The sequence below is a fragment of the Streptomyces sp. NPDC050509 genome, from assembly GCF_044457965.1.
Classification (GTDB): Bacteria; Actinomycetota; Actinomycetes; order Streptomycetales; family Streptomycetaceae; genus Streptomyces.
Map to the genome: position 1 here is coordinate 145,054 of NZ_JBITHL010000015.1, position 23,698 is coordinate 168,751.

25 protein-coding genes are annotated in these 23,698 nt (G+C 71.4%); 9 read left to right on the forward strand and 16 right to left on the reverse strand.

The window, feature by feature from the left end; all coding sequences use genetic code 11:
- Positions 1-53: 53 nt before the first annotated feature.
- A complete protein-coding gene (locus tag ACIBJC_RS33690; RefSeq protein WP_399299091.1) occupies positions 54-701 on the forward strand; it encodes a hypothetical protein in 648 nt (215 codons plus the stop codon).
- A gap of 67 nt (positions 702-768) precedes the next feature.
- On the opposite strand, the gene ACIBJC_RS33695 is transcribed toward ACIBJC_RS33690, so the two are convergent.
- Both ACIBJC_RS33695 and ACIBJC_RS33700 read right to left on the reverse strand, forming a co-directional pair.
- Positions 769-1,629, reverse strand: a complete 861-nt coding sequence (locus ACIBJC_RS33695) for a helix-turn-helix domain-containing protein (RefSeq protein WP_399299093.1) — start codon at positions 1,627-1,629, stop codon at positions 769-771.
- A gap of 110 nt (positions 1,630-1,739) precedes the next feature.
- On the reverse strand, positions 1,740-2,561 hold the full coding sequence (locus ACIBJC_RS33700) for a class I SAM-dependent methyltransferase (RefSeq protein ID WP_399299095.1): 822 nt from the start codon (positions 2,559-2,561) through the stop codon (positions 1,740-1,742).
- A 212-nt stretch (positions 2,562-2,773) separates the two neighbouring features.
- On the opposite strand from ACIBJC_RS33700, the gene ACIBJC_RS33705 reads away from it, so the two are divergent.
- Positions 2,774-3,649 carry a glycosyltransferase family 2 protein gene (locus ACIBJC_RS33705; RefSeq protein ID WP_399299097.1) on the forward strand — a complete coding sequence of 292 codons (876 nt, stop codon included), beginning with the start codon at positions 2,774-2,776 and terminating at the stop codon, positions 3,647-3,649.
- Between the two features lie 25 nt (positions 3,650-3,674).
- Here the strand turns inward: ACIBJC_RS33705 and ACIBJC_RS33710 are convergent, their stop codons facing one another.
- The 4 genes from ACIBJC_RS33710 to ACIBJC_RS33725 form a co-directional block, all read right to left on the reverse strand.
- The gene (locus ACIBJC_RS33710) at positions 3,675-4,166 is read right to left on the reverse strand and encodes a hypothetical protein (protein WP_399299099.1); all 492 of its coding nucleotides are present in this window, start codon (positions 4,164-4,166) and stop codon (positions 3,675-3,677) included.
- Between the two features lie 208 nt (positions 4,167-4,374).
- Positions 4,375-4,785, reverse strand: coding sequence for an SRPBCC family protein (locus tag ACIBJC_RS33715; protein ID WP_399299101.1), 411 nt, complete (start codon positions 4,783-4,785; stop codon positions 4,375-4,377).
- A 162-nt stretch (positions 4,786-4,947) separates the two neighbouring features.
- The gene (locus tag ACIBJC_RS33720; protein ID WP_399299103.1) at positions 4,948-5,595 is read right to left on the reverse strand and encodes an HD domain-containing protein; all 648 of its coding nucleotides are present in this window, start codon (positions 5,593-5,595) and stop codon (positions 4,948-4,950) included.
- A 132-nt stretch (positions 5,596-5,727) separates the two neighbouring features.
- Complete coding sequence (locus ACIBJC_RS33725; RefSeq protein WP_399299105.1) at positions 5,728-6,189, reverse strand: MarR family winged helix-turn-helix transcriptional regulator; 462 nt, start codon at positions 6,187-6,189, stop codon at positions 5,728-5,730.
- Between the two features lie 94 nt (positions 6,190-6,283).
- Here ACIBJC_RS33725 and ACIBJC_RS33730 point away from each other — a divergent pair, with 94 nt between their 5' ends.
- Together ACIBJC_RS33730 and ACIBJC_RS33735 are read left to right on the forward strand one after the other, a co-directional pair.
- The gene (locus ACIBJC_RS33730) at positions 6,284-6,655 is read left to right on the forward strand and encodes a VOC family protein (protein WP_399299107.1); all 372 of its coding nucleotides are present in this window, start codon (positions 6,284-6,286) and stop codon (positions 6,653-6,655) included.
- A 108-nt stretch (positions 6,656-6,763) separates the two neighbouring features.
- Positions 6,764-7,045: a hypothetical protein gene (locus ACIBJC_RS33735; RefSeq protein ID WP_399299109.1), complete on the forward strand. Its 282-nt coding sequence runs from the start codon at positions 6,764-6,766 to the stop codon at positions 7,043-7,045.
- Between the two features lie 26 nt (positions 7,046-7,071).
- On the opposite strand, the gene ACIBJC_RS33740 is transcribed toward ACIBJC_RS33735, so the two are convergent.
- Positions 7,072-7,629, reverse strand: coding sequence for a GNAT family N-acetyltransferase (locus tag ACIBJC_RS33740; RefSeq protein WP_399299111.1), 558 nt, complete (start codon positions 7,627-7,629; stop codon positions 7,072-7,074).
- Between the two features lie 97 nt (positions 7,630-7,726).
- Between ACIBJC_RS33740 and ACIBJC_RS33745 the strand changes: the two genes are divergently transcribed.
- Entirely contained in the window at positions 7,727-8,542 is an 816-nt protein-coding gene (locus ACIBJC_RS33745) for an alpha/beta hydrolase (RefSeq protein WP_399299113.1), read from the forward strand.
- A 54-nt stretch (positions 8,543-8,596) separates the two neighbouring features.
- Here the strand turns inward: ACIBJC_RS33745 and ACIBJC_RS33750 are convergent, their stop codons facing one another.
- Complete coding sequence (locus ACIBJC_RS33750) at positions 8,597-9,949, reverse strand: transcriptional regulator (RefSeq protein ID WP_399299115.1); 1,353 nt, start codon at positions 9,947-9,949, stop codon at positions 8,597-8,599.
- Positions 9,950-10,207: 258 nt separating this feature from the next.
- On the opposite strand from ACIBJC_RS33750, the gene ACIBJC_RS33755 reads away from it, so the two are divergent.
- The gene (locus tag ACIBJC_RS33755) at positions 10,208-10,576 is read left to right on the forward strand and encodes an ATP-binding protein (protein ID WP_399299117.1); all 369 of its coding nucleotides are present in this window, start codon (positions 10,208-10,210) and stop codon (positions 10,574-10,576) included.
- A gap of 473 nt (positions 10,577-11,049) precedes the next feature.
- On the forward strand, positions 11,050-11,376 hold the full coding sequence (locus ACIBJC_RS33760; RefSeq protein WP_399299118.1) for a hypothetical protein: 327 nt from the start codon (positions 11,050-11,052) through the stop codon (positions 11,374-11,376).
- Here the strand turns inward: ACIBJC_RS33760 and ACIBJC_RS33765 are convergent.
- Positions 11,312-12,214, reverse strand: a complete 903-nt coding sequence (locus ACIBJC_RS33765) for a helix-turn-helix domain-containing protein (RefSeq protein ID WP_399299120.1) — start codon at positions 12,212-12,214, stop codon at positions 11,312-11,314. The two genes, ACIBJC_RS33760 and ACIBJC_RS33765, sit on opposite strands and share 65 nt — an antisense overlap.
- 167 nt (positions 12,215-12,381) lie before the next feature.
- Between ACIBJC_RS33765 and ACIBJC_RS33770 the strand changes: the two genes are divergently transcribed.
- Positions 12,382-13,107: an alpha/beta fold hydrolase gene (locus tag ACIBJC_RS33770; protein WP_399299122.1), complete on the forward strand. Its 726-nt coding sequence runs from the start codon at positions 12,382-12,384 to the stop codon at positions 13,105-13,107.
- A 127-nt stretch (positions 13,108-13,234) separates the two neighbouring features.
- On the forward strand, positions 13,235-14,224 hold the full coding sequence (locus tag ACIBJC_RS33775; RefSeq protein WP_399299124.1) for an ABC transporter substrate-binding protein: 990 nt from the start codon (positions 13,235-13,237) through the stop codon (positions 14,222-14,224).
- A gap of 15 nt (positions 14,225-14,239) precedes the next feature.
- On the opposite strand, the gene ACIBJC_RS33780 is transcribed toward ACIBJC_RS33775, so the two are convergent.
- The 7 genes from ACIBJC_RS33780 to ACIBJC_RS33810 form a co-directional block, all read right to left on the reverse strand.
- Positions 14,240-16,048, reverse strand: a complete 1,809-nt coding sequence (locus ACIBJC_RS33780) for an IucA/IucC family protein (RefSeq protein WP_399299126.1) — start codon at positions 16,046-16,048, stop codon at positions 14,240-14,242.
- Positions 16,048-17,451, reverse strand: coding sequence for a lysine N(6)-hydroxylase/L-ornithine N(5)-oxygenase family protein (locus tag ACIBJC_RS33785; RefSeq protein WP_399299128.1), 1,404 nt, complete (start codon positions 17,449-17,451; stop codon positions 16,048-16,050). The genes ACIBJC_RS33780 and ACIBJC_RS33785 overlap by 1 nt, the downstream gene beginning before the upstream one ends.
- A 106-nt stretch (positions 17,452-17,557) precedes the next feature.
- Positions 17,558-19,273, reverse strand: a complete 1,716-nt coding sequence (locus tag ACIBJC_RS33790) for a pyridoxal phosphate-dependent decarboxylase family protein (RefSeq protein ID WP_399299130.1) — start codon at positions 19,271-19,273, stop codon at positions 17,558-17,560.
- Positions 19,270-20,775 carry a diaminobutyrate--2-oxoglutarate transaminase family protein gene (locus ACIBJC_RS33795; RefSeq protein ID WP_399299132.1) on the reverse strand — a complete coding sequence of 502 codons (1,506 nt, stop codon included), beginning with the start codon at positions 20,773-20,775 and terminating at the stop codon, positions 19,270-19,272. Before ACIBJC_RS33795 ends, ACIBJC_RS33790 begins: the two co-directional genes overlap by 4 nt.
- Positions 20,772-20,924, reverse strand: coding sequence for a hypothetical protein (locus ACIBJC_RS33800; RefSeq protein WP_399299134.1), 153 nt, complete (start codon positions 20,922-20,924; stop codon positions 20,772-20,774). Before ACIBJC_RS33800 ends, ACIBJC_RS33795 begins: the two co-directional genes overlap by 4 nt.
- 224 nt (positions 20,925-21,148) lie before the next feature.
- Entirely contained in the window at positions 21,149-22,657 is a 1,509-nt protein-coding gene (locus ACIBJC_RS33805; protein WP_399299136.1) for a carboxylesterase/lipase family protein, read from the reverse strand.
- Positions 22,654-23,634 carry an MBL fold metallo-hydrolase gene (locus ACIBJC_RS33810; protein ID WP_399299138.1) on the reverse strand — a complete coding sequence of 327 codons (981 nt, stop codon included), beginning with the start codon at positions 23,632-23,634 and terminating at the stop codon, positions 22,654-22,656. The genes ACIBJC_RS33805 and ACIBJC_RS33810 overlap by 4 nt, the downstream gene beginning before the upstream one ends.
- Between the last annotated feature and the right edge of the window lie 64 nt (positions 23,635-23,698).

Below are 23,698 nucleotides of genomic sequence, written 5' to 3' on the forward strand. Positions count from 1 at the left end.
TCCAAAGCTCTCCATAGCTCCGTAGCTCCGTAGCTCTGCGAAAGGCGGGACCCATGCCTGTGACCACACTCGCTGTCCTGGTGGTGGTCCTGGTGGTGCCGGTGGCGATCATCACCGCGCTGCTGCTCGCCCGCCCGGTCTCCGCCCGGGCGGCCGACGAGGGCGGCCTCCGAAGGGACTTACGACAGCGCTTCGGCCCCGAGTTCGACCGGGTGACCGCCCACCACCACGGCGACCCGAAGGCGGCGGAGCGTGAACTGGCCGCGCGGCTGAGGCACTTCCAGGGTCTGCGCCTCAAGGACCTGTCCGAACCGGAGCGTGCGCAGTACAGGGCGCAGTGGGACGGCCTCCAGGAGCAGTTCGTCGACTGCCCCGGCGCGGTCGCGGCGAAGGCGAACCTCCTGCTGAACCGGCTCGCGACAAGCCGGGGTTTCCCCGCCGAGTCCCGTGCCCGCCAGTTCGAGGCGCTGTCCGTGCACCACCCCGAACAGGTGGAGGGTGCCCGGCTGCTGGACGCCGCGGCACACCAGGCCGGTACCGGTACGGGTACGGGTACGGGTACGGGTACGGGTACGGAAGCGGGGGACGCCGAGACGATGCGGTACGCCATGGTCGCGGGCCGGGCCCTCTTCGACGTACTGGTCGCACCGGAGGCGCACACACCGCCGTCACCACGCGCCGCGCACCACATACCCTCCTGAGCCGGAACCTGAGCCGGAACCGGGGCGGGTGCCGGGCCGGTCCCGCCGGCTCACAGCTCCTCGCGCCTCACAGCTCCTCGCGGAAGTCGGCGAGGATCCGCATGGTCCGCTGCGCCGACTCCGCGTGCGCGGCCATGCGGTCCATCGCCTCCTTGTGCTCCGACACCTCGCGGCGGCCGTCGAGGTAGAGCGCGCCCGTCAGATACTCGACGTAGACCATGTCGGGCATCTCGGGGACGGCGAAGCGGAAGACGACGAAGGGGCTGTACGTGCCGGGGTGGTGCCCGGCGGCGAACTCGGCCAACTGAAGGGTCACGTTCGGCAGTTCGGCCGCTTCCAGCAGCCGGTCGATCTGTGCCCGCATCGCGGCGGGCGACCCGACGCGGCGCCGTAGCACCGTCTCGTCCAGGATCGCCCAGAAGGCGGGCGCGCCGGGCTTGGTCAGCAGCGTCTGTCTCTCCATACGGAGGGCGACATGACGGTCGATCCGGTCCGGGTCTCTGCGCCCGACCTCGCCGTTGGTCAGGATCGTCCGGGCGTACTCCTCGGTCTGGAAGAGGCCCGGCACGAAGTGCGGCTCGTAGCACCGGATGGTTCTGGCGGCCTCTTCGAGGCTGACGTGGCCGCCGAACCAGTCCGGCAGTATGTCGTGGAAGCGCTGCCACCAGCCCGGCCGGTTGGCCTCCTCGGCGAGGTGGAGGAAGGTCGCCACCTCCTCGTCGGGCACGCCGTACGCCGACAGCAGGAGCTGTACGTACGGGATCTTGAGCCCGACCTCGGCCATCTCCATCCGGCGGATGGTGGCCGGCGCGACGCGCAGCAGTCCGGCGGCCTGGTCCCGGCCGAGGCCGGCTCTCTCGCGGAGCGCCTGGAGCTGCTTGCTGAGGACGAGTTGTCCGATCGTCGGGGCAGACCGCGGCTCACTCATGTCTACCCCCGAGCTGCGACATGCGGGCAGTGTGCCACAGGAAAGTGATCGGCGACACAGTCACACCGGATAGGACGTCGGCCTGTGGTCAGGGTGCGGTCAGGCTGTGGTCAGCCGGTGGAGACGGTGAATTTTCCGGGCTTTTCGGGCTCCTTGTGGGCGGTGATCAGCTCGTGGAGATACGTCTTGGTGATGCGCCCGCCGTACCGGCCGTCGATCAGCGCACGGATGTCCGCGAGCAGCCCCCGCCGCGCGACGGGTTCCAGGGCGCGGTGCCCCGAGTACGTCAGCAGCACGTCGAGGTACGTGTCGGCGGAGTACGTGATCTCCCGCGTCCAGCGCGCCACGGACACCGGCCCGAACCGGTCGGAGCCGGCCTGCTCGCCGGTGTCGGTCGCGACCAGCTCCGCGCGGCGCAGCCGCAGACCGGGCGGGGTCGCCGGGTCCCAGCGTTCGTAGCACTTCTGGGCGTCCGCGAAGAAGTCGTCGTCGCTCCGGATGGTCTCGGAGGCCACATGGTGCGTGGTGACCAGCGCCAGCAGGCCGCCGGCGCGCAGCGCGTCCGCCGCCCTGGCCAGGCGTACCGCGGGGTCGAGCCAGTGGAAGGCGGTCGCGACGACCAGCAGGTCGTACGGCTCCGGAGGCGGCGCCCAGGTCTCGAACGGCGCGACCACGACCTCGGCGGCCGGGAACGGCCGCAGGTTGCGGGCCGCGACGGCCGCGAGGGACGGACCCAGCTCCACGGCGGTGATCCGGCAGCCGTACCGGGCCAGCGGTACGGTCAACTGCCCGGTGCCAGGCCCCACTTCCAGGACCCGGCGGCCGGGCCCGAGGCGCGCCAGCGCGGCCAGTTCCCCGACCAGCGGGGCCGGGTAGGCGGGGCGGGCCCGGTCGTACCGGTCGGCGTCCTCGTCGAATGTGTCCCGTAGCACAGTGCCCTCGTCTCCCTCTCGATGCCGTCCGGTACGACGCGCCGGTCACGGGGCGTCAAGGTGAACCTTCGGGGGCCACGGGAATATCTTCGGGTGTCCAGGGGATGGAGACCGCCGGTTAGCATCGACGGACTGCCTTACCGCTGTCTTCTGCTGTATTCCGCTGTCTTCCGCTGCTTTCGCTGCCCTTCGAGTGCTGGAGTGATCTGGACGTGTCCCGACCGCGTGTGGGTGTGGCCGTGCTGACCATGGGAACCCGGCCCGTCGAGCTGCGTGCTCTGCTGGACTCCGTGGCCAAGCAGCAGGAGGCCGCCGCCCGGATCGTCGTCGTCGGCAACGGCTCCCCGCTGCCCGAGCTGCCCGAGGGCGTCATCGGGGTCGAGCTGCCGGAGAACCTCGGCGTCTCCGGCGGTCGCAACGTCGCCATGGAGAAGCTCCGCGAGGCCGGTGACGTGGACATCCTCGTCGACCTGGACGACGACGGGCTGCTCATCGAGGCCGATGTGATCACCCGGATCGCCGATCTGTACGAGGCGCGGCCCCGGCTCGGTATCGTCAGCTTCCGGATCGCCGACGAGACCGGCTTCACCGCGCGGCGGCACATCCCCCGGCTGCGCGCGAAGGACCCGATGCGCGGCGGCGAGGTGACCACCTTCCTCGGTGGCGGGCACGCGCTGTCCATGGCGATGCTGGCGGAGACCGGCGGCTGGCCGGACGCGTTCTTCTTCACCCACGAGGAGACCGACCTCGCGTGGCGCGCGCTGGACGCGGGCTGGACGATCCTCTACGAGCCGGAACTGGTCCTCCAGCACCCGCGCACCTCCCCCGCCCGGCACGCCGAGTTCTACCGGATGACCGCCCGCAACCGCGTCTGGCTGGCCCGCCGCCACCTCCCCGCGGTCCTCGTCCCGCTCTACCTCGGTACGTGGATCCTGCTCACGGTGGCGCGTACGCGGTCGGTGAGCGGGCTGCGCGCCTGGTTCGGCGGGTTCTCCGAGGGCGTACGCACGGCGTGCGGGACGCGCCGCCCGATCCGCTGGCGGACGGTACGGCGCATGACGGCCCTGGGCCGCCCGCCGGTGATCTAGGGCACCGACGGGCGTGGTCGGCGGCTCACTGGTGCTGGACCGGCGGGCAGGTGCCGGTGTCCTCGCCGATCGTGTTGATCTCGGCGTTGGACCGCGAGTCCCCCGCGTAGTCGACCTGGTCCGTGCACTTCACGTCGGACTTCTTCGGGGTACCCGACGCCGGGCCGGCCTGCTCCGTTCCCGACGGCTCGTCGGCCTTCTCCGGCACCGGGCAGTTCCCGGTGTCCTCGCCGATCGTGTTGATCTCGGCGTTCGACCGCGAGTCCCCCGCGTAGTCGACCTGATCCGTGCACTTGACCCCGGACTTCTTCGGAGTTCCCGACGACGTGCCGCCGGCGGAGCTGTCCTTCGACTGGGAGGAGTCACCGGCACCGTCCGATGAGGCGGTGCTGTCCGGTGACACGGTGGTGGAGACGGACGTACCGGACTGCGGGTCACTCGAAGGGTCGCAGGCCGTGAGCGACAGGCCGACGGCCACAGCGGCGAGGGTGAGCACCGAGATCTTCCGGACGCGCATGAAACTTCTCCTCCGAAGGCGTTCTCGCTCCTGGTGAGCGGATCTTCCGCCCTTACAGACACGAGCGCCGCCGGTCCCGTTCCTGGACGTAGGGCGTTAAGACACGCCTGTGACAAGGGAACAAACCGCTGGTGGCGTGGAAGAGGGCGTACGGCACCGACGCGAACTCCTCCGACCGGTGCCGTACGGCCCGTGGCGCGGGAGCCTCCTACGCGGACTCCATCAGCTCCTTGAGCCGGGCCAGGTCGGCGGCGACCATGCCGGCGTCACGCTCGATGTCGGCGTCGCTCATCTCCGGCTGCCGGCGAAGGGTGAACACCACCTCGCACCCCGTGCCGTCGGCGATCACACGGACCGGGTTGTGGACGGTCTCCCCGGACGGGAGCGTGACGTCGTGGTCGAGCACACCCAGGTCGTTCCGCGGGACGAAGGCCACCACGACCCGTCCCAGAGGGGAGGAGTCCGCGATCCACTGATCTCCGACCTTCTCGATGGAGCCTCCCAGACCACGCGCCCACGCGGGCAGGTTGGCCGGGTCCGACGCGTAGGCGTAGACCTCGTCGACGGAGCGGTCGATATGGACGCCGATGTGGCGTGATTCCTTGCCGGTGCTGATCATGGCGGCGATGGTAGTGGCCCACCGCCACCGCCCTCTTGAACGAATCGGACACGACCGAATCCGGCCCCGACGGCCACGGACGGGATGTTCTCCACGGCCAGCTCCCCCGGTGCGTGGACGGGGCCAGGCTACCGAGATCGCCTGCTGCGGGCGGCCTTCAGGTCAGCCCTCCCACGGCGAGTCCACCATGGTCCGGACGAAGTCGCCCCGCTGGAAGCCGGGCACGAATTGCTCCAGCACGTCCGCTTTCACGTTGCCGAACGTCGTCTCCGGCTTGGAGCGGATGCCCTCGGTGAAGGCGTCCAGGATGCGGCGCTTGAAGTCGGGGCGCGGGTGCAGGGCCACGATGGCGGCGCGGTCCTCGGCGGATACGGTCTCGTATCCGATGCCCAGGACGTCGTACTCGACTCCGGCGGTCACCAGCGCCACCTCCGGTTCCATGTACTGCGGAATCCCGGGGGTGGTGTGCAGGGCGATCGCCGTCCAGACCCGGCGGACGCTGTCCTCGGGCAGGCCGTGGAGGTGCAGGAACCGCCTGGCCTCGTCGGCGCTGTCCACCTCGAACCGCCGGCCACTGGTGCGGAACTCCTCGTTCAGGCCCACGTCGTGGAACATGGCCGCCAGATACAGCAGTTCCGCGTCGAAACCGAGGTCGCGCCTCCGGCCCTGCAAGCTGCCGAAGTAGTACACCCGACGGGAATGGTGGTAGATGAGCTCGCTGGTGGTGTCACGGATCAGCTCCGTCGCCTCCCGCGCCAACTTCGTCCCCGGCACCGTCACGCCCGCGGCCGTCACTCGGTCGATCGCCATGGTTTCAGCTCCCCGGTCCGTCCGTCCCCCCACAGGTGTCCCACAGATATCCCACAGATGCCGACACACCTCCCGGCGACCCGCGGAAGCGAACCGCGCACGGCAGCCCGACCGCGGAGGGGCCCGGCGTCCTCAATCGGTGAGGGCCTCCGCCATGGCGTCGAGGTCGGCGAGCAGGGCGGCGAGGCGCCGCTGAGGAATGGCCTCGATCATGCGCACCTCGACGGCGTACACGCTCTCGCGGGCCACGTGCAGGCGCTGCTGTCCGGCGGGGGTGAGGTGGACGGGCAGGGCGCGACCGTGGTCGGTGACGTCCGCCCGGGTGATGAGGCCGGCGTCCTTCAGGCCACGCAGAACGACGTTGGCCGACTGCCTGGTGACGAAGGTGCCGCGCGCCAGGTCCGCGTTGGACAGGCCCGGCTGCTCGTCGAGGAGTTCGAGGCAGGAGTACTGCGGGACGGTGAGGCCGTGCTCCCGCAGAGCCTTGTCCATGGCGCTGCGCAGGGCGGCCGAGGCCCGTTTGAGGCGGTAGCCCACGTGCTCGGTGACATCGCGGGCGGGATGGGGCGCGGCGGGGCGCACACGGTCTTCCATGTCAGCATTTTGACATAAGGGCGGGCTGATACGTACTGTCATCCATGTCAAAGCCCTGACATCAACATCCTGACATCGAAACCCGGGAGGAATCATGTCCGCCACTGTCGAAGGCCCCGATTTCATCGCTCTCCAGGTGAAGGACGTACCGGCCGCGGCCACCTTCTTCGAGGAACGCCTGGGACTTCGCCGCGCCCCCGCCTCACCGCCCGGCGCCGTGGTCTTCACCACCAGCCCGATCCCGTTCGCCGTACGCGAGCCGCTCCCGGACACCGACCTGGACGACGCCGCGCGCCCCGGCCTGGGAGTGGCGCTGTGGCTGCGCACCACCGACGCGAACGCCCTGCGCGAGCAACTGGTGGAGTCGGGCACCCAGGACGTCAGCCCCTTGCGGGACAGCCCGTTCGGCCCGATGTTCTCCTTCACCGGCCCCGAGGGCTACCGACTCACCGCGCACGGGGGCTGACCGCGACTGCCGTCGCAGCCCCCGTGGCCCTCCACCCGGTCTGCCCTCGTGACCTCAGGCGCTGCATCGCTGACACCTGGGCGCCTCCCCGCCCGCGATACTTGAACCGTGGACAGCTACGAGGGCACCGCGACGCTGGAGTGGTGGGCCAACCGATCGACGTGCTTGAGCAGGTTCGGTGTGCGCGTCGCGGTCCGTGTCGCCGACAACCACTGGACATGCAATGCGAACCTCGAACCTCTCCTGTCCGCGGAGAGCCGGGAAAGCTTCACCTTCCTGATGCAACTCGATCCGCACTTCACCCTGCGCTTTGACGATGACGGCACGCTGCTGGTCAACGTCGTCGAAACAGGAGTTGAGGGACGGCTCATCCTCACCGCACCGCTCTGAACGAACCGTCGTGGTGCGGGGTGCGGTTACGCGTGCTCGGCGGGCGGCCATTCCTCGCGGAGGATTCCGTAGGTGATGGAGTCGCGCCAGGCGCCGCGTACGTGGACGTGTCCGCGGATGCGGCCTTCTTCCGTCATGCCTGCGGCCAGGAGGGTTTTCGCCGAGGCGTCGTTGAGCGGGGAGCGTGCTGCCCAGACGCGGTGCAGGTCCAGGTCCATGAAGGCCAGGGCAAGGAGCAGCTTCACTGTCTCTCGGCCGTATCCGACCCCCCACGCGTCGGGACGCAGCGCGAATCCGATGGTCGCGGCACGCTGCTGGTGCGGGTCCATGGCGAGGCGGGCGAATCCGATGAGGCTGCCGCTGTCGTGGTCTACGACGCCGAGCGCGTACTCGCTCCGGGGTGACGCGGTCGCCGAGGTGATGGAGCGCGTGACGATCCCGCCGACCTCTTCGAGTGAGCGCGGGGTGAAGCTCAAGTGTTCTGTCGCTTCGGGGCTGCCGTAGATAGCGAGAACCCCGTTCACGTCATCGGCAGTGAGTTCGCGGAGCGACAGACGCGCGCTGTGCCGATCGACCGGATACATGCCAAGCGATGCTAGGGCAGAAGGCATGGCCCCAGGCCCATCAACCACCCTTCCCTCCACAAGCGTTGCGCACCACCAGGAGGGGTAGAGCATCCGCATGAGTGGCGAAACAGGCTTCCGCAGCCTTGATGGCCTGCTGCTTCAGGGGAGCGTGGTGCGTCCCGCCGGTGCACCACGCGGTGCGGCGGTTCTGGTCCATGGCGGTGGTGCCACGCGGGAAGAGAGCGGGTTCTTCGGCCGCCTGGCCGATGGCCTCGCGGGCGCGGGAGTCGGCTCCTTGCGGTTCGACCTTCGCGGGCACGGAGAGAGCCAGGGGCGCCAGGAAGATCTGACGATCGCGGGGATCCTCAACGACATCAGAGCGGCCACCGATCACGTCTGTACGCTCATGGAATGTGGTCCCGTGCATCTGATAGGCACCAGCTTCGGCGCAGGCATCTGCGCCTTCTTCGCGGCGAACCGGCCGCATGGGGTGAAGAGCCTCATCCTCATGAACCCTCTGTTGAACTACAAGAAGCGCTTCATCGATGACAAGCCCTACTGGAACAGCGACAGAATCAACGAGCACGAGGGTACGGAGCTGACAGCCCGCGGATTCCTGGAGCACTCACCGACCTTCCGGCTCGGGCGCGCGCTGCTCAATGAGGTCTTCCACATGGAACCGCATCGCTCACTTGAAAGAATCGAGGCTCCCACGCTCATCATCCATGGAACGCAGGACACCTTCATTCCGGTGGAGAGCTCCCGGTCCGCCGCCAGTTCCCTGAAAGGGGAATCCCGGCTCCTTGAGATTGAGGGAGCGCAGCACGGATTCGCCGTGCATGACGACCCCGCATATGCGCATCCACAGACCCAGGAGTGGCAAGCGTCAGTAATCGGGGCTGTGGCTGATTGGGTTTCCGCGAGCCAGTAGTGGCGTTTGCAGACTCACGCCGGAAGAGTCACATCGCGTCACAGTTCCGGTCCGTCATGCGGCGGTGACCAGTTCGCGGGCCCGCTCGTTGAAGTCCGCGACGAGCCGGTGGTTGCCGAACGGACGCATGCGCCGCTGGAGGTCCTGCACCGCTTCCACGCAGCGCGAGGATTTCACCTGGCGCGTGAGCGTCAACGTTCGTACGCCGGCCGAATAGGCCGATTCGAGGTCGCTGCGCTGGAGATGCGCGACGGCGAGTGCGGCGTGCGACATCGCGCCCCGCCTGGCGCGCTTCTGCTTCTTGGCATGGTCGATGGACCGGCGCGCGTGTTCCTCGGCCGCCCCGGAATCGCCCAGGTCCCGGAAGGTGTTCGCGTGTTCGCCGTGGAGATACGCCGGGTCGATGAAGGCGGCCCACTCCTGTTCGGCCTCCGGCCGTGCCCGCTCGAACGCCTTTTCCGACTCCGTCACCGCGCGTGCCGCTGCCGCCTTGTCCCTGAGGACGGCGAGAGCCCGCGCCTCCAGGCACCACAGGTCCGCCAGGCAGGCCGGAGAGTCCGTCCGGGAGAGTCCGTGGCGCCCGGCCTGGGCCAGCCGGCGGCCTTCGGCGGGATCACCGAGCAGCGTCGCCTGATCCGCCATCCCGGCGAGGACATGCGCGCCGAGCCCCGGATTCCCCGACTCCTCGGCGAGGCGGAGCGACTGGATCAAATAGCGCTGCGCCGTGCCGTGTTCGCCGTTGTCGTAGGCCATCCACCCCAGGAGGTAGGTCTGTTCGGCCGCCGCTTCGCACAGGGCACGGTGTACGTCGGCGCCGTGGGTGCGGCGCAGGAGCGGATAGACGTGCTGCGTCATGTACTCGGCCAGCACGAGGCGGCCCGAACCGCCGCCCTGGAGTACGTCCATGCGCTGGAAGGTGGCGAACATGTTCCGCACGGCGGAAACGTCTTCGAGCCGCACACGGGGACCCGGCTGCGGCTGCTGGTCAAGGGTGTTCATCAGCCAGTCCCGCGAGGGACCCACCCCTGCGACGGCGGTGAAGGGTGCGGCGGAAAGGAACTTGCGTCGGTCCACGTCAGCTCTCCCCAGGTCTGCGACGACTTCCACGGTAGCCGTGTACGAGGAGTTGTACATGAGTGCCGCGTCCGTGGAACCGCCGTCACCGAGCCCGAGATCGTAGGTCGTGACGCGGAATCCGAAGTGATCGGAGAAGACCGCGGCGAGGATGTCCGGGATCGGCGTCCTAGGCGTTTCGCCTTGGAGCCAGCACCTGATACGGGTCGTATCAGGCGAGATATGGGGCTGCCGCCAAGCGATGGCCTTGGATTTGACGCGTCGGGCTAACTCTCCGCGGCTCATCATGGAGCGATCGAGCCACTGTGCGAACTTGTCGTTCGGCGTCCTCATGCTCACCAGCTTTCTACGACGGGGAGTAGCGGAAGCGACACTCTTCGACACCCCTTGAGACGGTACCCCCACCCGGCATTCCCGTGTTCTCTGTCCACAGGAACCGATCGGTCACGGGGAGTCATCACCATGACGAACAACGCGCGAAACGGCAACTCACCGAATCCTCCGGCAGGGGAGCCCCACACCGCCTGCGTCCCACCAGGTGCGTTACGCGCCTGCCCCTGCCGACCCTTACCCGGGGTCCCCTTGCAGGCCATGTTTCCCAGCGCCCCGGAAGTCGTCTCGGCTGCCCGGGACTTCGTCCGCGACGTACTGACCCAAGAGGCACCCGGCCTCCGTGACGGGCAGGTGGACGATGTCCGGCTGATCGTCTCGGAGTTGGTGACGAATGCGGTGCGGTACGGGACGGAGCCGGGGGATTCGGTGCTGGTCGTGCTGGCGGTCATGGATGCGTGTGTGCGGGTGGAGGTGCGGGATCCGGTGCGGCGGCGGCCCCGGTTCCGGGGTGCGTCGCAGGAGCGTGACCGGGGCAGGGGGCTGATCATCGTCGAGGCGTTGGCGGAGTGCTGGGGTGTGGCGGACCGGCCGTTCGGGAAGGCCGTGTGGGCCGAGGTGGCCCGGTGAGCGGGCCATCCGGCAGCCAACCGGGCGCCGCCGGTGCGGGGTTCGGGGCCGGGCGGGCCGGGGCCGGGCTGCGGGCCGCCTCCGTGGCCGGGCCTAATGCCGGTGCAGTCGCGTCCGACTGGGCGCGGCCCCGGTGTCCCCCGCTTCTGTGTGCCCGCAGGCCCGCCTCGCGGGACTGGCGGCGCGCGCTTCTCACGTACCTACGGCGGAGGGACGTGGGCGTGCGGGGCGCCCGGTGACGTTCCGGCACCGCCGTCCTGCGCTGGTGCCCGTGCTGGCGTCGGCGGCGCTGGTCGTGTTCGTCGTGAGCCTTATCGGCGCTCACCTCGACCGGTAGGCCCGTACGCCTCCTGCGGTGCCCCTCGAACCCCCGTTCCGGCCGGTACTCCCGGCGAAGGAACGACCGGCCGGAACGGGACAGGGCCCGAACGAACGGGCCCGGCAACTGCACCCAACGGCACAGGAGGCCAACGATGCGACACCCCACCGCCCCGGTCATGCCCCTCGAAACCGCCCACTGGCTCCTCAAGGCGTCCGCCCACGTCCGGGCCACCTTCCCCCGGCCCACCGAAGCCGCCGCCTGGTACACCGATCAACTCCAGCGGCACACCGGCATCCTCACCGGCACCTACGCCCCCGCGCCCGACCCCGGTGAGATCGTCCGGCGCCTGACCGCCCGCGAAGACCTCGTCGGCGGCTGGTGGACCACCGGCGGACGCTTCCTCCACCTCGGCCTCATCGCCTGCGGACCCCACCCCCACCGCCCCCAACACCCCTGCCCCGCCCGGCAACAGAGCTGACGTCGGCCGGTGGGGGTGGGGTGGTGACGAGGCGGGCCAGTTGGGCGGCGGTGTCGGTGGCCGGGTCCGGGTGGTAGATGACGAGTGTCTGGCCGGCCGTGCCGCCGATGGCCAGCCGCTCCCGGTTCAGGCGCAGGGGGCCGGCCTGGGGGTGGTCGAGGTGCTTGGAGGCGCCTTCGCACGCCTCTACGTCGTGGCGGGCCCAGAGGCGGCGGAAGCGGGGGCTGGCCAGGGAGAGTTCGTTGACCAGTTCGGTGAAGCGGGGGTCGTCCGTGTCGGTGCCGACGGACTCGCGGAAGCCGGCGACCATGCCTACCGTGGCGCTCTCCCAGTCGGGGTAGAGATCCCGCTCGGCGGGGTCGAGGAACACGTCCCGCAGGCGGTTGGCCCCCGCCGTGAAGCGCGGTGACAGAGCGGTCGCCAGGGCGTTGGCGGCGAGGACGTCGAAGTAGCGGCTCTCGACCAGGGCGGGGAGCGGGAGCGTGGTGAGGAGCTGGGCGATGCCCGGAGGGACGGTCTCCCGCAGGGGGCGGCGCCGGGGCCCGTGCCGGTGCCGGGGGGTGTCGGCGCCGAGGCGCAGCAGGTGTTCCGTCGCGTCGTCGTCCAGGCGCAGTACGCGGGCCAGGGACTCCAGGACCTGTACGGAGGGGTTGCGGTCGCGGCCCTGTTCCAGGCGCAGGTAGTAGTCGGCGCTGATCCCGGCGAGCGTCGCGACCTCTTCCCGGCGCAGGCCCGGCACGCGCCGTACCCCCACGGCGGCGATACCGGCCTGCTCGGGGGTGACGAGTTCGCGGCGTGCGCGCACGTACTCACCCAGCAGGTTCGGTCCGTCGGTCATCTCTTCACGGTAATCCACCCGGCCGCGCGCGTGCCTGGTCCTGTCACCCCCAGGATCGCGGGGGCTCTGGCCGGGGCGGGGCCCGGGCGGCAGCGTGGTCGGTGGCCCACCGGGGCCGAGATCCTCCGCCCGGCTCGGGCGGGTACAGCGTTCAAGGAGCTACGACCATGTCGACGTATCTGCTGGTACACGGTGCCTGGCACAGCGGCGAGGCCTGGCAGCGGGTGGTCCCGTTGCTGGAGTCGGCCGGGCACCGGGTGTTCGCGCCGTCACTGACCGGTTACGGGGACAAGGCGCATCTGGCAAGCAGCGCGACGGGGCTCGACACGCACGTCGACGACATCGTCGGGCTGATCATCGAGGAGGACCTCACGGAGGTGGTTCTCGTGGGCCACAGCTACGCCGGGCTGGTCATCTCGTCCGTGGCCAACCAGGTCCCGGACCGGATCGCGCGTCTGGTCCACCTCGACGCGATGGTCCCTGAGGACGGTGAGAGCGCGGCCGATGTCCAGCCCGTGAGCCAGGCCCTGATCGACCTCGCCCTGGCGTCGGAGAGTGGCTGGCGGATTCCGCCGCTGCCCGAACTTCCGCCGCCCTCCGGTCTGTTCGGGGTCACCGACCCGGCGGACGTCGCCTGGCTGCGTACGCTGCTGTCGGACCACCCGGTGCGCTGCCTCCAGCAGCCGGTCCGGTTGGACAACCCGGCCGTGAACGCGATCCCCCGGACGCACATCCACTGCACGGTCGGCGCGCCGGAGGGCATCGTCCGGCGTCCGGTGCCCGCGATACAGCCCAACGGTTCCCCGGCCCAGGTGTGGGAGTTGGCGACCGGCCACGACTGCATGATCACCATGCCGGTGGAGCTGGCGGAGCTCCTGTTGAAGCTCGGCTGACCCGCTCGCCCCGGAGACAACAGTGACGTCGGTGACGGGCCAGGGGTGTCGGTGACGGGCCGTACGTTAGGTTTGCCTTACCTGGTCCGGGGAAGAATCCGGGCTGCCGTCAGGGAGGCCCGCCACCGTGTCCACACCCTTCACCCGCCGTATCTCCGTGGCAGCCGCCGTCACCGCGCTCGCCGTCACGCTCACCTCCTGCGGCAGCGACGAACCGGCCGGCAAGGGCACGGGCCAGGGCGCCGCCGGCGCGTCCGGCGGTGCGACGCACACCGTCGCGACCGTCATGGGCGACGTGAAGGTGAAGGACGCGCCGAAGCGGGTCGTCGTGCTGGACACCGACGCGCTCGACTCGGCCGTCAGCCTCGGGGTCACCCCGGTCGGGGCCACCACCGTGGTCGACAAGGCGCCCTTCTCCACCTACCTGCCCGCCGACCGGCTCAAGGACATCAAGCCCGTCGGGCTGATCGCGCAGCCCAACCTCGAAGCGATCGTCGCGTTGAAGCCGGACCTGATCCTGAGCAGCAAGGTCCGCGACGAGAAGAACTACGAGGCGCTCTCCGCGATCGCCCCCACCGTCTTCTCCGACACCACAGGGCCCTCCTGGCGGAAGAACTTCGCGTTGCACGCCGACGCGCTCGGCAAGAAGAACGAGGCGAAGAAGGTCGTCTCGGAGTACGAGACGCACGCCGAGCGGGTGACCGAAGCACTCGGCGGGCCTGCGGCGGCCAAGCGGCTCAAGGTCGGTTTCGTACGGTTCATCGAGGGCGCGGACACCCGGCTCTACCTCAACGACACCTTCGTCGGCTCCCTCTTCAAGGACCTCCAGGTCGGCCGCCCCGCCAACCAGGACAAGGACGGCTTCTCCCTCGACGTCAGCCCGGAGCAGATCGACCAGGCCAACGCGGACGTCCTCTTCTACTCCACCTACGGGGACGCGAAGAAGGCCAAGGAGACCGACACCACCGGGGGGCCGCTCTGGAAGAACCTGGACGCGGTGAAGAGGAAGACGGCCTTCAAGGTCGACGACAACCTGTGGATGCTCGGCATCGGCTACACCGGCGCGGGCCAGATCCTCGACGCCGTCGAGAAGAGTTACGAGTCCGCCGCACGGTAGTGAGGACAGGGGCGGTCAGTCCGTGCTTGAGGGCGTGGCCAGCGGGTTGGCGACCGTGCCGTGGAAGGGGGCGCCCCCGAGCCGTTCGCGGTTGAGGGCGGCCCGCGCGAAGGACGGGGCGAGCAGCCCGAACGACGCGTAACGGTCGGCGAGTTCCGGGAAGCGCGCGTGGTAGCGCTCGATCTCGGCGCGTACGAGCGCCCAGAAGTCCCTTGCCGGTACGCCGAGTCGGGCGGCCGTCAGCGGCGCGAAGAAGCGGAAGTGCCCGGCGAAGAGCGTGCTGAGGAGTGAGTGCGCCAGCTCGCCCGCCGGCCGGCGCGGCAGGCCGGCGGGGGACTCCTGGTCGCCCCGCAGGACGGTGACGCTCTCCGCGAAGTCCTTGACCGCGATCCCGATCGGGATGTCATGGCCGTCGTAGATCACCACGGTGTTCCCGCCGTGCGGGCGGAAGGCCACGCCGTACCGGTAGAGGTAGTGCAGCAGCCCCGGCAGCAGCGCCGCGAAGAACCGTTCCAGCCACTCCCGCGCGCCGAGCCCTGAACGCGCCACCAACTCCTCGGCGAGCGTACGCCCGTCCGCCCCTCCCAGCAGCAGGGACGCCACCGTACGGGCCCGCTCGCGCTCGCGCAGCAGCGTCGCGACGGGCTCGCGCCAGACCGCGCCGAGGAGTTCGTGGTAGCGGTACGGGGCGTCCCCGACCGCCCCGTACAGCGGGTGGCGGACGGTGACGGACGCGACCTCGGCCAGCGGGTGGAAGCGCAGCTCGTCCCGGAGGTACGGGTCGCCCTCGCGCACCTCCCGCAGCCACGAGCTCACTTCGGGCGCCGCCCCGGTCGGCCCGGCCGGCAGCCCGCGCCAGGCCCCGGAGTCGCGGAGGAGGAGCGGCAGCTTCACGATGCGGCGGTGCGGGCGGTCGAGGTTGGCGAGGGTACGGACGGGGCGGAGCGGGCGGTACCGGTCGGCGCTCTGGCCGAGCTGGACGATCCGGCCGTCCACCAGATACGGCGCGAAGAGCGTGGCGACGGCCTCGTCCCACTGGTACGGGTGCACCGGCAGCCAGACGAACGCATCGGCCTCGAACCCGCTCTCCGCGCACGCCTGGTCGAGCGTGGCGGCGAACCGTTCGCGGGTACGCGGGTCGAGTTCCTCCGCGAGCAGCCGCTCGGCGTCGAGCCCCTGAGGTCCGTCGAGCTCGCGGACGCCCGCGTACGTGGCGAGGTCGGAGTGGACGGCCGCCCACGTCAGCCGTACGGCACGGGCCGCCTCAGGACCGTACGCGGCGGCGTCGGACGCGGAGAAGCCGACGCGGCCCTTGTCGAGCAGCACACCGGGGTGGCCGTCCCGGTACGCCTCCAGGTCGAGATGGCCGAGGTCGGCGAGGTCGGCGGCGGGCAGCGCGCGCCGGACGGCCTCGGCGTCGGCGCGGCGGGTGGCGGTCAGCTCGCGGAGCGCCTCGGCGGTGGTGGGGCCGTCCCAGCCGAGCGTGGCGCGGGCGTCGAGCAACAGCCGCTCGGGGCCCGCCTCTTCGGCCGCGTCGGGGTGGCGGCGGAGGCTGTCGGGGGCGACGTGCCAGGTGTCGAAGGTGGAGCGCGTGGCGCGGAAGGTCCAGTGGACGCCGTCGTCGAAGTCGAGCCGGTAGACGTCTCGCGCTCCGTCCTCCGGGGACGGGGCGCCCTCGTACGGGAACGGGCTGCCCTCGTGCCGGACCGGGCCGCCCTCGTACGGGACCGGGACGAGCAGTTCCTCGTACGCGAACTCCTCCACGGCCTTGGCCAGCAGCCGCCGGCCGGCCCGCGCCCAGGCGTCGCGGGTGGGATGGTTCATCAGGGGTTCCCCTCGGGGTCGGAGGCCGGCGCCCCCGGGGCGCCGAAGGTCGTCCACGCCGCCCGCTCCGGCACCCGGAGCACCGTCCGGCCCGCCACCGCGTTGAGGATCGTCGCCGCCCGCCACGCGCCCAGGGTCAGATCGGGGGCGCCGACGCCGTGCGTGTGCAGTTCGGCGTTCTGGACGTACAGCGCGCCGGATATCCGCCGGTCGAGCGCGACGCGGTAGTCGCCGTCGATGCGGTAGCGGCCCCGGTCGTCCCAGTCGACCAGCTTCGCCAGACCGTCCAGGAAGCCGGGGCGGGCCGCCGCGTACCCGGTGGCCGAGACGACCGCCGACGTCCGCACCTCGAAGAGCCGGTCCTGCTGGGTGTGGCGGCACGTCAGTACGTAGGCGTCGCCCGCGCGCTCCACCGCCTCGACGGCCACGCCCGGATGGAGCGCGGCGCGTGGCTCCGTGCCGCCGATCGTCCGCTCGTACAGCTCGTCGTGTATCTCGCCCAGCGTCTCCTCGCTGACGCCCTTGTAGAGCTGCCACTGCTCCCGTACGAGGCTCTCGCGGCGCGCTTCGGGCAGGGCGCGGAAGTAGCGGATGTAGTCGGGCGTGAAGTGCTCCAGGCCGATCTTGGAGTACTCCATGGGCGCGAACGCGGGCGTACGCGCCAGCCAGCGCACGTACGGGCCGCCCGCGCCGCCGCCGTCCTGGTGGCGCAGCAGGTCGAGGACGACCTCGGCGCCGGACTGGCCCGCCCCGAGCACCGTGACGTCGTCGAGGCCGGCCAGCCGGGCGCGGTGGGTGCGGTAGTCGGCGCTGTGCAGCACCCGCACCCCGTTCCCGTTCCCGTCCCCGGCGCCGTCGCCGTTCCCGCCGCCTTCGAGATAGGGGCGGAGGGGATCCGGGACGACCGGGTTCGTGCCGACCCCCAGGACGACCTGCCGCGCCCGTACGGACGAGACGGTGCCGTCGGACGAGCGGTGGGTCACGAGGAAGGCGTCGGAACTCTCGTCCCACGTCAGGTCGGTGACGCGCGCGTCGAAGCGGCAGGACGGCAGGTTCTCGGTGACCCAGCGGCAGTAGTGGTCGTACTCGCGGCGGGGTATGTGGAAGCGCTCCGAGAAGAAGAACGGGAACATCCGGTCGTGTTCACGGAGGTAGTTGAGGTACGACCAGCGGCTGGTCGGGTCCGCCATGGTCACCAGGTCGGCGAGGAAGGGGACCTGAAGGATCGTTCCTTCCAGCAGCAGCCCCGGATGCCAGGAGAAGGCGGGCCTGGCGTCGAGGAAGAGCGTACGCAGCCCGGCCCCGGGGACACCGTCCGCGAGGGCGGCCAGCGAGAGGTTGAACGGGCCGATCCCGACCCCGACGAGGTCGTGGATGTCGTCGCGGTCGTGAGGAGTCGTCACTGCTGGTCCTCCGCAAGGGAGTGGGGACGGGAAGATGGACGGGAAGATGGACGGGGAGATACGAACAGGGCGGGGGCCGGCACGTCGGCGGCCCCCCGTGATGACCTCACCTCATCACACCCGTCTCTTCCGTCCCTTCCATCTCTTCCGTCCCCTCTGCCACTGCTGCCACTGCTGCCACTGCTGCCACTGCTGCCTCTTCCGCCTTGCCGGCGGCGACGACCGCCGCCAGCAGCCGGCCCACGTCGTCGGCCGTGGCGTGCGGGTTGAGCAGGGTGAGCTTGAGGCGTACGCGCCCGGGGCCCTCGCCCGGCAGCTCCGTACGGCCGACGACGGCGCGGCCCTCACGCAGCAGCCTGCGGCGCAGCCGGGCGTTGATGTCGTCGCTCCTCGCCCCGGCCGCTGTCTCGGCGTGCGGCAGGTACCGGAACAGGAAGGCGGTCAGCACCGGTTCGGAGTGCAGCTCCAGGCGCGGGTGTTCCCGTACGCCGCGCGCGCCCGCGACCGCCAGCTCCCGGCAGGCGTCGACCAGCCGGCCGAGCCCGTCCCGGCCCAGGGACCGCAGCGTGACCGCGATCTTGAAGGCGTCGGCGCGCCGGGTGGTACGGAGCGACAGGCCGAGCAGGCTCGGGTAGCCGGCCTCCTCGTCGTCCACCGGGTTGAGGTAGACCGCCCGGCGCGCGAGCGACGCGTACGTCTCCGACTCGCGGACCAGGAAGATCCCGGCGGCGGCCGGCTGCCAGCCGAGCTTGTGCCAGTCCAGGGATACGGAGTCGGCGAGCGCGAGGCCGTCCAGGAGCGGCGCGAGCCGGTCGGAGAGCAGGGCGCCGCCGCCGTACGCCGCGTCGACGTGCAGCCAGGCGCCGTGCGCGGCGGCGAGGGCGGCGCACGCGCGCAGCGGGTCGACGGCGCCGGTGTCGGTGGTGCCCGCGGTGGCCACGACGGCGACGGGGAGTTCACCGCGCCCGGCGCAGCCGTCGAGCGCGGCGGCCAACGCGTCCGGGTCCATGCGCAGTTCGTGGTCGACGGGGACGGAGAGCACCGCGTCCTCGCCGAGCCCGAGGAGGGCGGCGGCGCGCTGTACGGAGAAGTGGGCGGCGGCGGAGGCGAGGATGCGGGGCCGGCCGGCGGAACCGCTCGCGGCCACGCCGGAGAGTTCGATCTGGCGGCCGGTCGCGGCGCCGAGGACCCGGTCCCTGGCGAGCATCAGGCCCATCAGGTTCGACTCCGTACCGCCGGAGGTGAGCACCCCGGCGGCGCGCGTGTCGTCGTACCCGACGAGCCGGGCCATCTCCTGGAGCAGCAGGGTCTCCAGGGTGGTCGCGGCGGGCGCCTGGTCCCAGGAGTCCTGGGAGGGGTTGAGCGCGGAGACGGCGAGATCGGCGGCGACGGCGACCGCGAGGGGCGGGCAGTGCAGATGCGCGGCGCAGGCGGGGTCGGCGGGGTCGGCGCTGCCGTGGGCGAGGAGTTCGGTGAGCCGCGCGAGGGCGGCGCCGCCGCCGGGCCCGGTGACGCCGCCGGGGCCGACGCCCGTACTCGCACCCGCACCCGCACCGCTCGCGAGGGCTTCCGCGACCGAGGCCGCGATGTCCTCGGGCCGGCCGGGGGCGACGGGCCCGTCGCGGCGCTTGGCGCCCTCGGTGAGGGCGGCCAGGACGGTCGCGACCAGCGGCTCCAGGGCACGGGGGCCGTCGGCGCCACCGGAGAGCGGCGCGGGGCCGCCCTCCGGTGGCGCCTGCGCCTGCGCCTGCGGCGGGACGACCGGCGCCTTGGCCTGCGACGGGATCGGTAGCGTGCCTTGTGTGCGGGTTTCCGTGTTCATGCCTGTCGCCCCTGAGCCGCGTCCCCGTGCCTGTCCTTATGCCTGTCCTTGTGCCTGTCGTGCTTGTCCTTGTCCTGCGAAACCGTCGCGATCGCGTCCGCCAGCCGGTCCACCACCGACTCCGCCTGCTCGTCCGTGATGACCAGCGGGGGCAGCAGCCGTACGGTCGCGTCGAACCGTCCGCCCAGCTCCACGATCAGCCCCCGGTCGAGACAGGCCGCCCGTACCCGCACGGCCAGTTCCGCGTCGACGGGCCGGGCTCCGCAGGGATCCGACGGCCCTTCCGGGTCGACCAGTTCGACGCCGATCATCAGGCCCCGTCCCCGTACGTCGCCGATCGCCGGGAGTTCCGCGCGCAGGCCGTCGAGCCGCGCCGTCATCCGGGCGCCGACGGTCGCCGCGCGCTCGCTCAGGCCCTCGGCGCTCACGAACCGCAGCGTCGCCGCGCCCGCCGCCATGGCCAGGGTGTTGCCACGGAAGGTGCCCGTGTGGGCGCCGGGCAGCCAGCCGTCGTAACTCTCGTCGTACACGATCACGGCCATCGGCAGCCCGCCGCCGATCGCCTTCGACATGACCATCACGTCCGGGGTGATCCCGCTGTGCTCGACGGCCCAGAAGGCGCCCGTACGCCCGACGCCCGTCTGCACCTCGTCCACGATCAGCGGAATCCCGCGTTCCCGGGTGATCCGCCGCATCTCGCGCAGCCAGGAGTCGGGCGCCGGCACCGCGCCGCCCTCGCCCTGCACCACTTCGACGATCATCGCGGCGGGCGGGACGACACCGCCCGACGGATCGTCGAGCAGCCGCTCCGCGTACGTGGCCGCGAGGGCGGCCCCGCGTTCGCCACCGACGCCGAACGGGCAGCGGTACGCGTACGGGTAGGGCAGCCGCGTCACCTCGGCCCCGCCGCCCGCGACCCGCTCCTTGACGGCGACGCTGCCGGTCACGCCCAGCGCGCCCGCCGTCATACCGTGGTACGCGCCGGTGAACGCGAGCAGCCCGCCGCGCCCGGTCGCGGTCTGCGTCAGCTTCAGGGCCGCCTCGACCGCGTCCGTACCGGCGGGACCGCAGAAGTGGACCCGGGCGCGGTCGGCGAAGCCGCTCGGCAGGGTGGCGAAGAGCGCGTCCGTGAAGTCGTCCTTCTCCGGGGTCGCCAGATCGAGGACGTGCAGGGGCGCCCCGCTGTCCATCGTGCGCCGGACGGCCTCCAGCGTGACGGGGTGGTTGTGGCCGAGCGCGAGCGTGCCCGCGCCGGAGAGGCAGTCGAGATAGCGGCGGCCGTCGGCCCCCTCGATGGTCATGCCCGAGGCGCGGGCGGGGACGATCGGGAACGAGCGGGCGTAGGTGCGTGCCGAGGACTCCCGGGCGCGCTGGCGCCGCAGGATGCCGTCCGCGGCGGCGGCCGCGGCCACGTTCCCGGCGGTGGCCTGGCCGGGCAGGGTGACGGGGGGCGCGACGGAGGGCACGGCGGAGGAGGGCACGGTCGAGGGGGGCACAGTCATGACACGACTCCGGAGATGCGAGGAAGGACGAACTCCCGGTCGTACGAGCCCGCGTAGGGGAGAACGATCAGATCCCCCGCGCGTACCCGGTCGATCAGGACATCACGCGGAAGGGTGTCCCCGGCAAGGGGGCTGAGCGGGTCTGGCACGGCTGGCACTACCTCGGGGTGGGGGGTGCTGCGGAAGGGGCGCATGCCCAACAGCTTGCACCGCAAAGGTTTTGCTGAGGAGGCGTCAGGGACCCGACTCCCACCGGACGGTTAGGCGAGCCTAACCTAATATCTTCCCCGGGGAGGTGCCAACCGGCCCCGGACACGCCGCCCGTGCCCGGCCCGTACCTCCGTACTCCCGTACCTCCGTACCTCCGTACCTCCTACATCGACTTCTCTTGTGTCCACTCCTCTGCGCTGCGGCAGGTGACGCGCCGTCCGGGCGTGTACGGCTCCCAGCCCGGATCGCCGGTACGGGCGAAGGCGACCCAGGCGGCGTGCGTGCGCCGGGCCAGCTCGGGCGGCGGGGCCGCTGTCCCCAGCAGGGCGCCGGGTCCGTGCAGTTGGGGCAGGTGGGTCGTGTCGAAGACGAAGGGAAGCTCCACGGTGTGGGCCGCGCCGAGCTGCCCGCCCAGGGCGTCGGAGCGCCAGCCGAACTCGTACGCGTACGTGCGCCCGGCGTCAGCAGCCGTGGCGGCGCTGCCGGCGGCATGGGCGTCGAGAAGCCGCCGGGTGCCGTTGCCGAAGAGCGCGTCGCCCAGGATGGCGGACCGCAACGCGCCGTCCGTGGCGTCCGGTCGGCGGGCGCGGTGGGCGGCCACCAGCTCGGCCGGGGCGCGGTCGGTGCGGGCCGCGAGGTCAGCGAGGTCAGCGGCGGTGGTGGAGGTCAGCAGCCCCTGCGGGGCGAGATAGAGGTTCCCCTCCTCGGAGTTGACGCCCGCCAGCAGATCGACACCGTACGCGTGGGCGGCCAGGGTGTGGGCGGGCTGGCGCTCCAGTACGACGCTGAACGGGCTGAGCCCGGCCAAAGGATCGAGGTGGGTCGGGGTGGTGAGATCGATGCCCGCGAGCCGGGGCATGATTTCCACGAACCGTTCGTCGGACAGCGCGGCGAAGGCGTCGAGCCGGGGCCGTATCTCCAGCGCGCGGGCCGCCGCGTCCGTGACGCGGGCGGCCTGTTCGGGCGTGTGTGCCCCGAGACCGCTGCCGCTCTGCACGATCGCGCGCCGGAAGAGCCCGCGCGCGGCCGGGTCGGCCAGAACGGCACCGGTGAGGGTGGCCCCCGCGGACTGGCCGAACAGGGTGACGTTGCCGGGGTCGCCGCCGAACGCGGCGATGTTCTCGCGGACCCACCGCAGCGCGGCGATGACATCGAGCAGGCCGCGGTTGGCGGGGGCGCCGGGCAGGTCGAGGAAACCCGCGATGCCCAGGCGGTAGGCCACGGTGACCAGCACGACGCCGTCGCGGGCAAAGGCGGTGCCGTCGTACAGCGGCGCGCGGGGTGATCCGGCGACGAAGCCGCCGCCGTGCACGAAGACCATCACCGGCCGGGCGGCCAGGTTCCCGTCGACGGGTGCGTGGACGGTGAGGGTGAGGTAGTCCTCGCCCCTGACCCAACCAGGGCCGAAGTACGGGGACATGTCCAGGGCGCCGAAGGCATCACGCCGGGCCTGCGGGGCAGTGGGGCCCGGCTCGGTGGCGTCGCGTACCCCCGCCCACGGGGCGTGCGGCCGGGGCGGGGCGAAGCGGGCACGGCCCACAGGGGGTGCGGCGTAGGGGATGCCGTGGAAGACCGCCGTACCGCCGTGGCGCCGCCCCCGTACGGCGCCGCTCTCCGTGGGTACGACGATCCCGGCGGGAGGGCCGGAAGGGCCCTCGGGGTGGCGGTTCACGGGCGGTCCGTCCGGAGCCGCGCGAACGGGGCCCATTCCTTGATGCCGAACGCGCCCGCGTCGCGCCGTACCTCCAGGGCACCGTGGCCGCCGAAGTGGGCCGGGAGGACAAGGGCGTTGCGGTCGGCGGCCCGGCCCAGGATCCGGCGGCGGGTGGCGCGCGCCCCGGCCGGGTCCTCGCAGAAGCAACTGTTCTGGTCGGGCTCCATGATCTGGAGCGGGGTGTGCAGCAGATCGCCGACGAACACCGCGCGGTCCCCGCCGGATTCCAGGGTGATCACGCTGGAGCCGGGCGTGTGCCCGGGCGCCGCCTCCAGGCGCAGGTGGCCGTCGATACGGTGACTGTCCTCCCAGAGCAGCGCCTGGCCGGCGGCGTGGACGGGCGCGACGCTGTCCTCGAAGACGTTCTGGTTGCCGGGTCCGAACACCGAGGGGTTCGCGTGGGCGGGGTTCCAGAAGTCGAAGTCGGCCTTGGGCATCAGATAGGTGGCGTTGGGGAAGGTCGGCACCCAGGTCCGGTCCCGCAGAACGGTGTTCCAGCCGACGTGGTCGAGATGGAGATGCGTGTTGACGACGACGTCCACGTCCTCGGGCCGCACCCCGGCGCGGGCCAGGTTCTCCAGGTAGTCGGTTTCGAGGTGCCCCCAGACCGGCGCGTACGGCCGCTCCTTGTGGTTACCGGCCCCGGTGTCGATCAGGATCGTCCGGCCCTCGCTGCGCAGCACCCAGGTCTGCAGGGCGGACACGCAGATGTTGGTGTCGGGGTCCAGGAAGTCGGGGGTCAGCAAGGGCCGGTGGCGCTGCCACGCCTCCTCCGTACCGCCGGGGAAGAAGACATCGGGGGTCATCCCTACGGGACCGGAGAACTCCCCGACGCGGGTGATGGTGACGTCGCCCAGGGCGAGTTCGTACACGTCCCGGCCCGGATCCTGGCCCGGATTCTGATTCTGGCTCTGGCTCTGGCTCTGGCTCTGCATGGTGCTTCGGTGTCCTTCACTGATTTCGGGCATGCGGCAGCGCCACGCCGACGCACGAGGAACA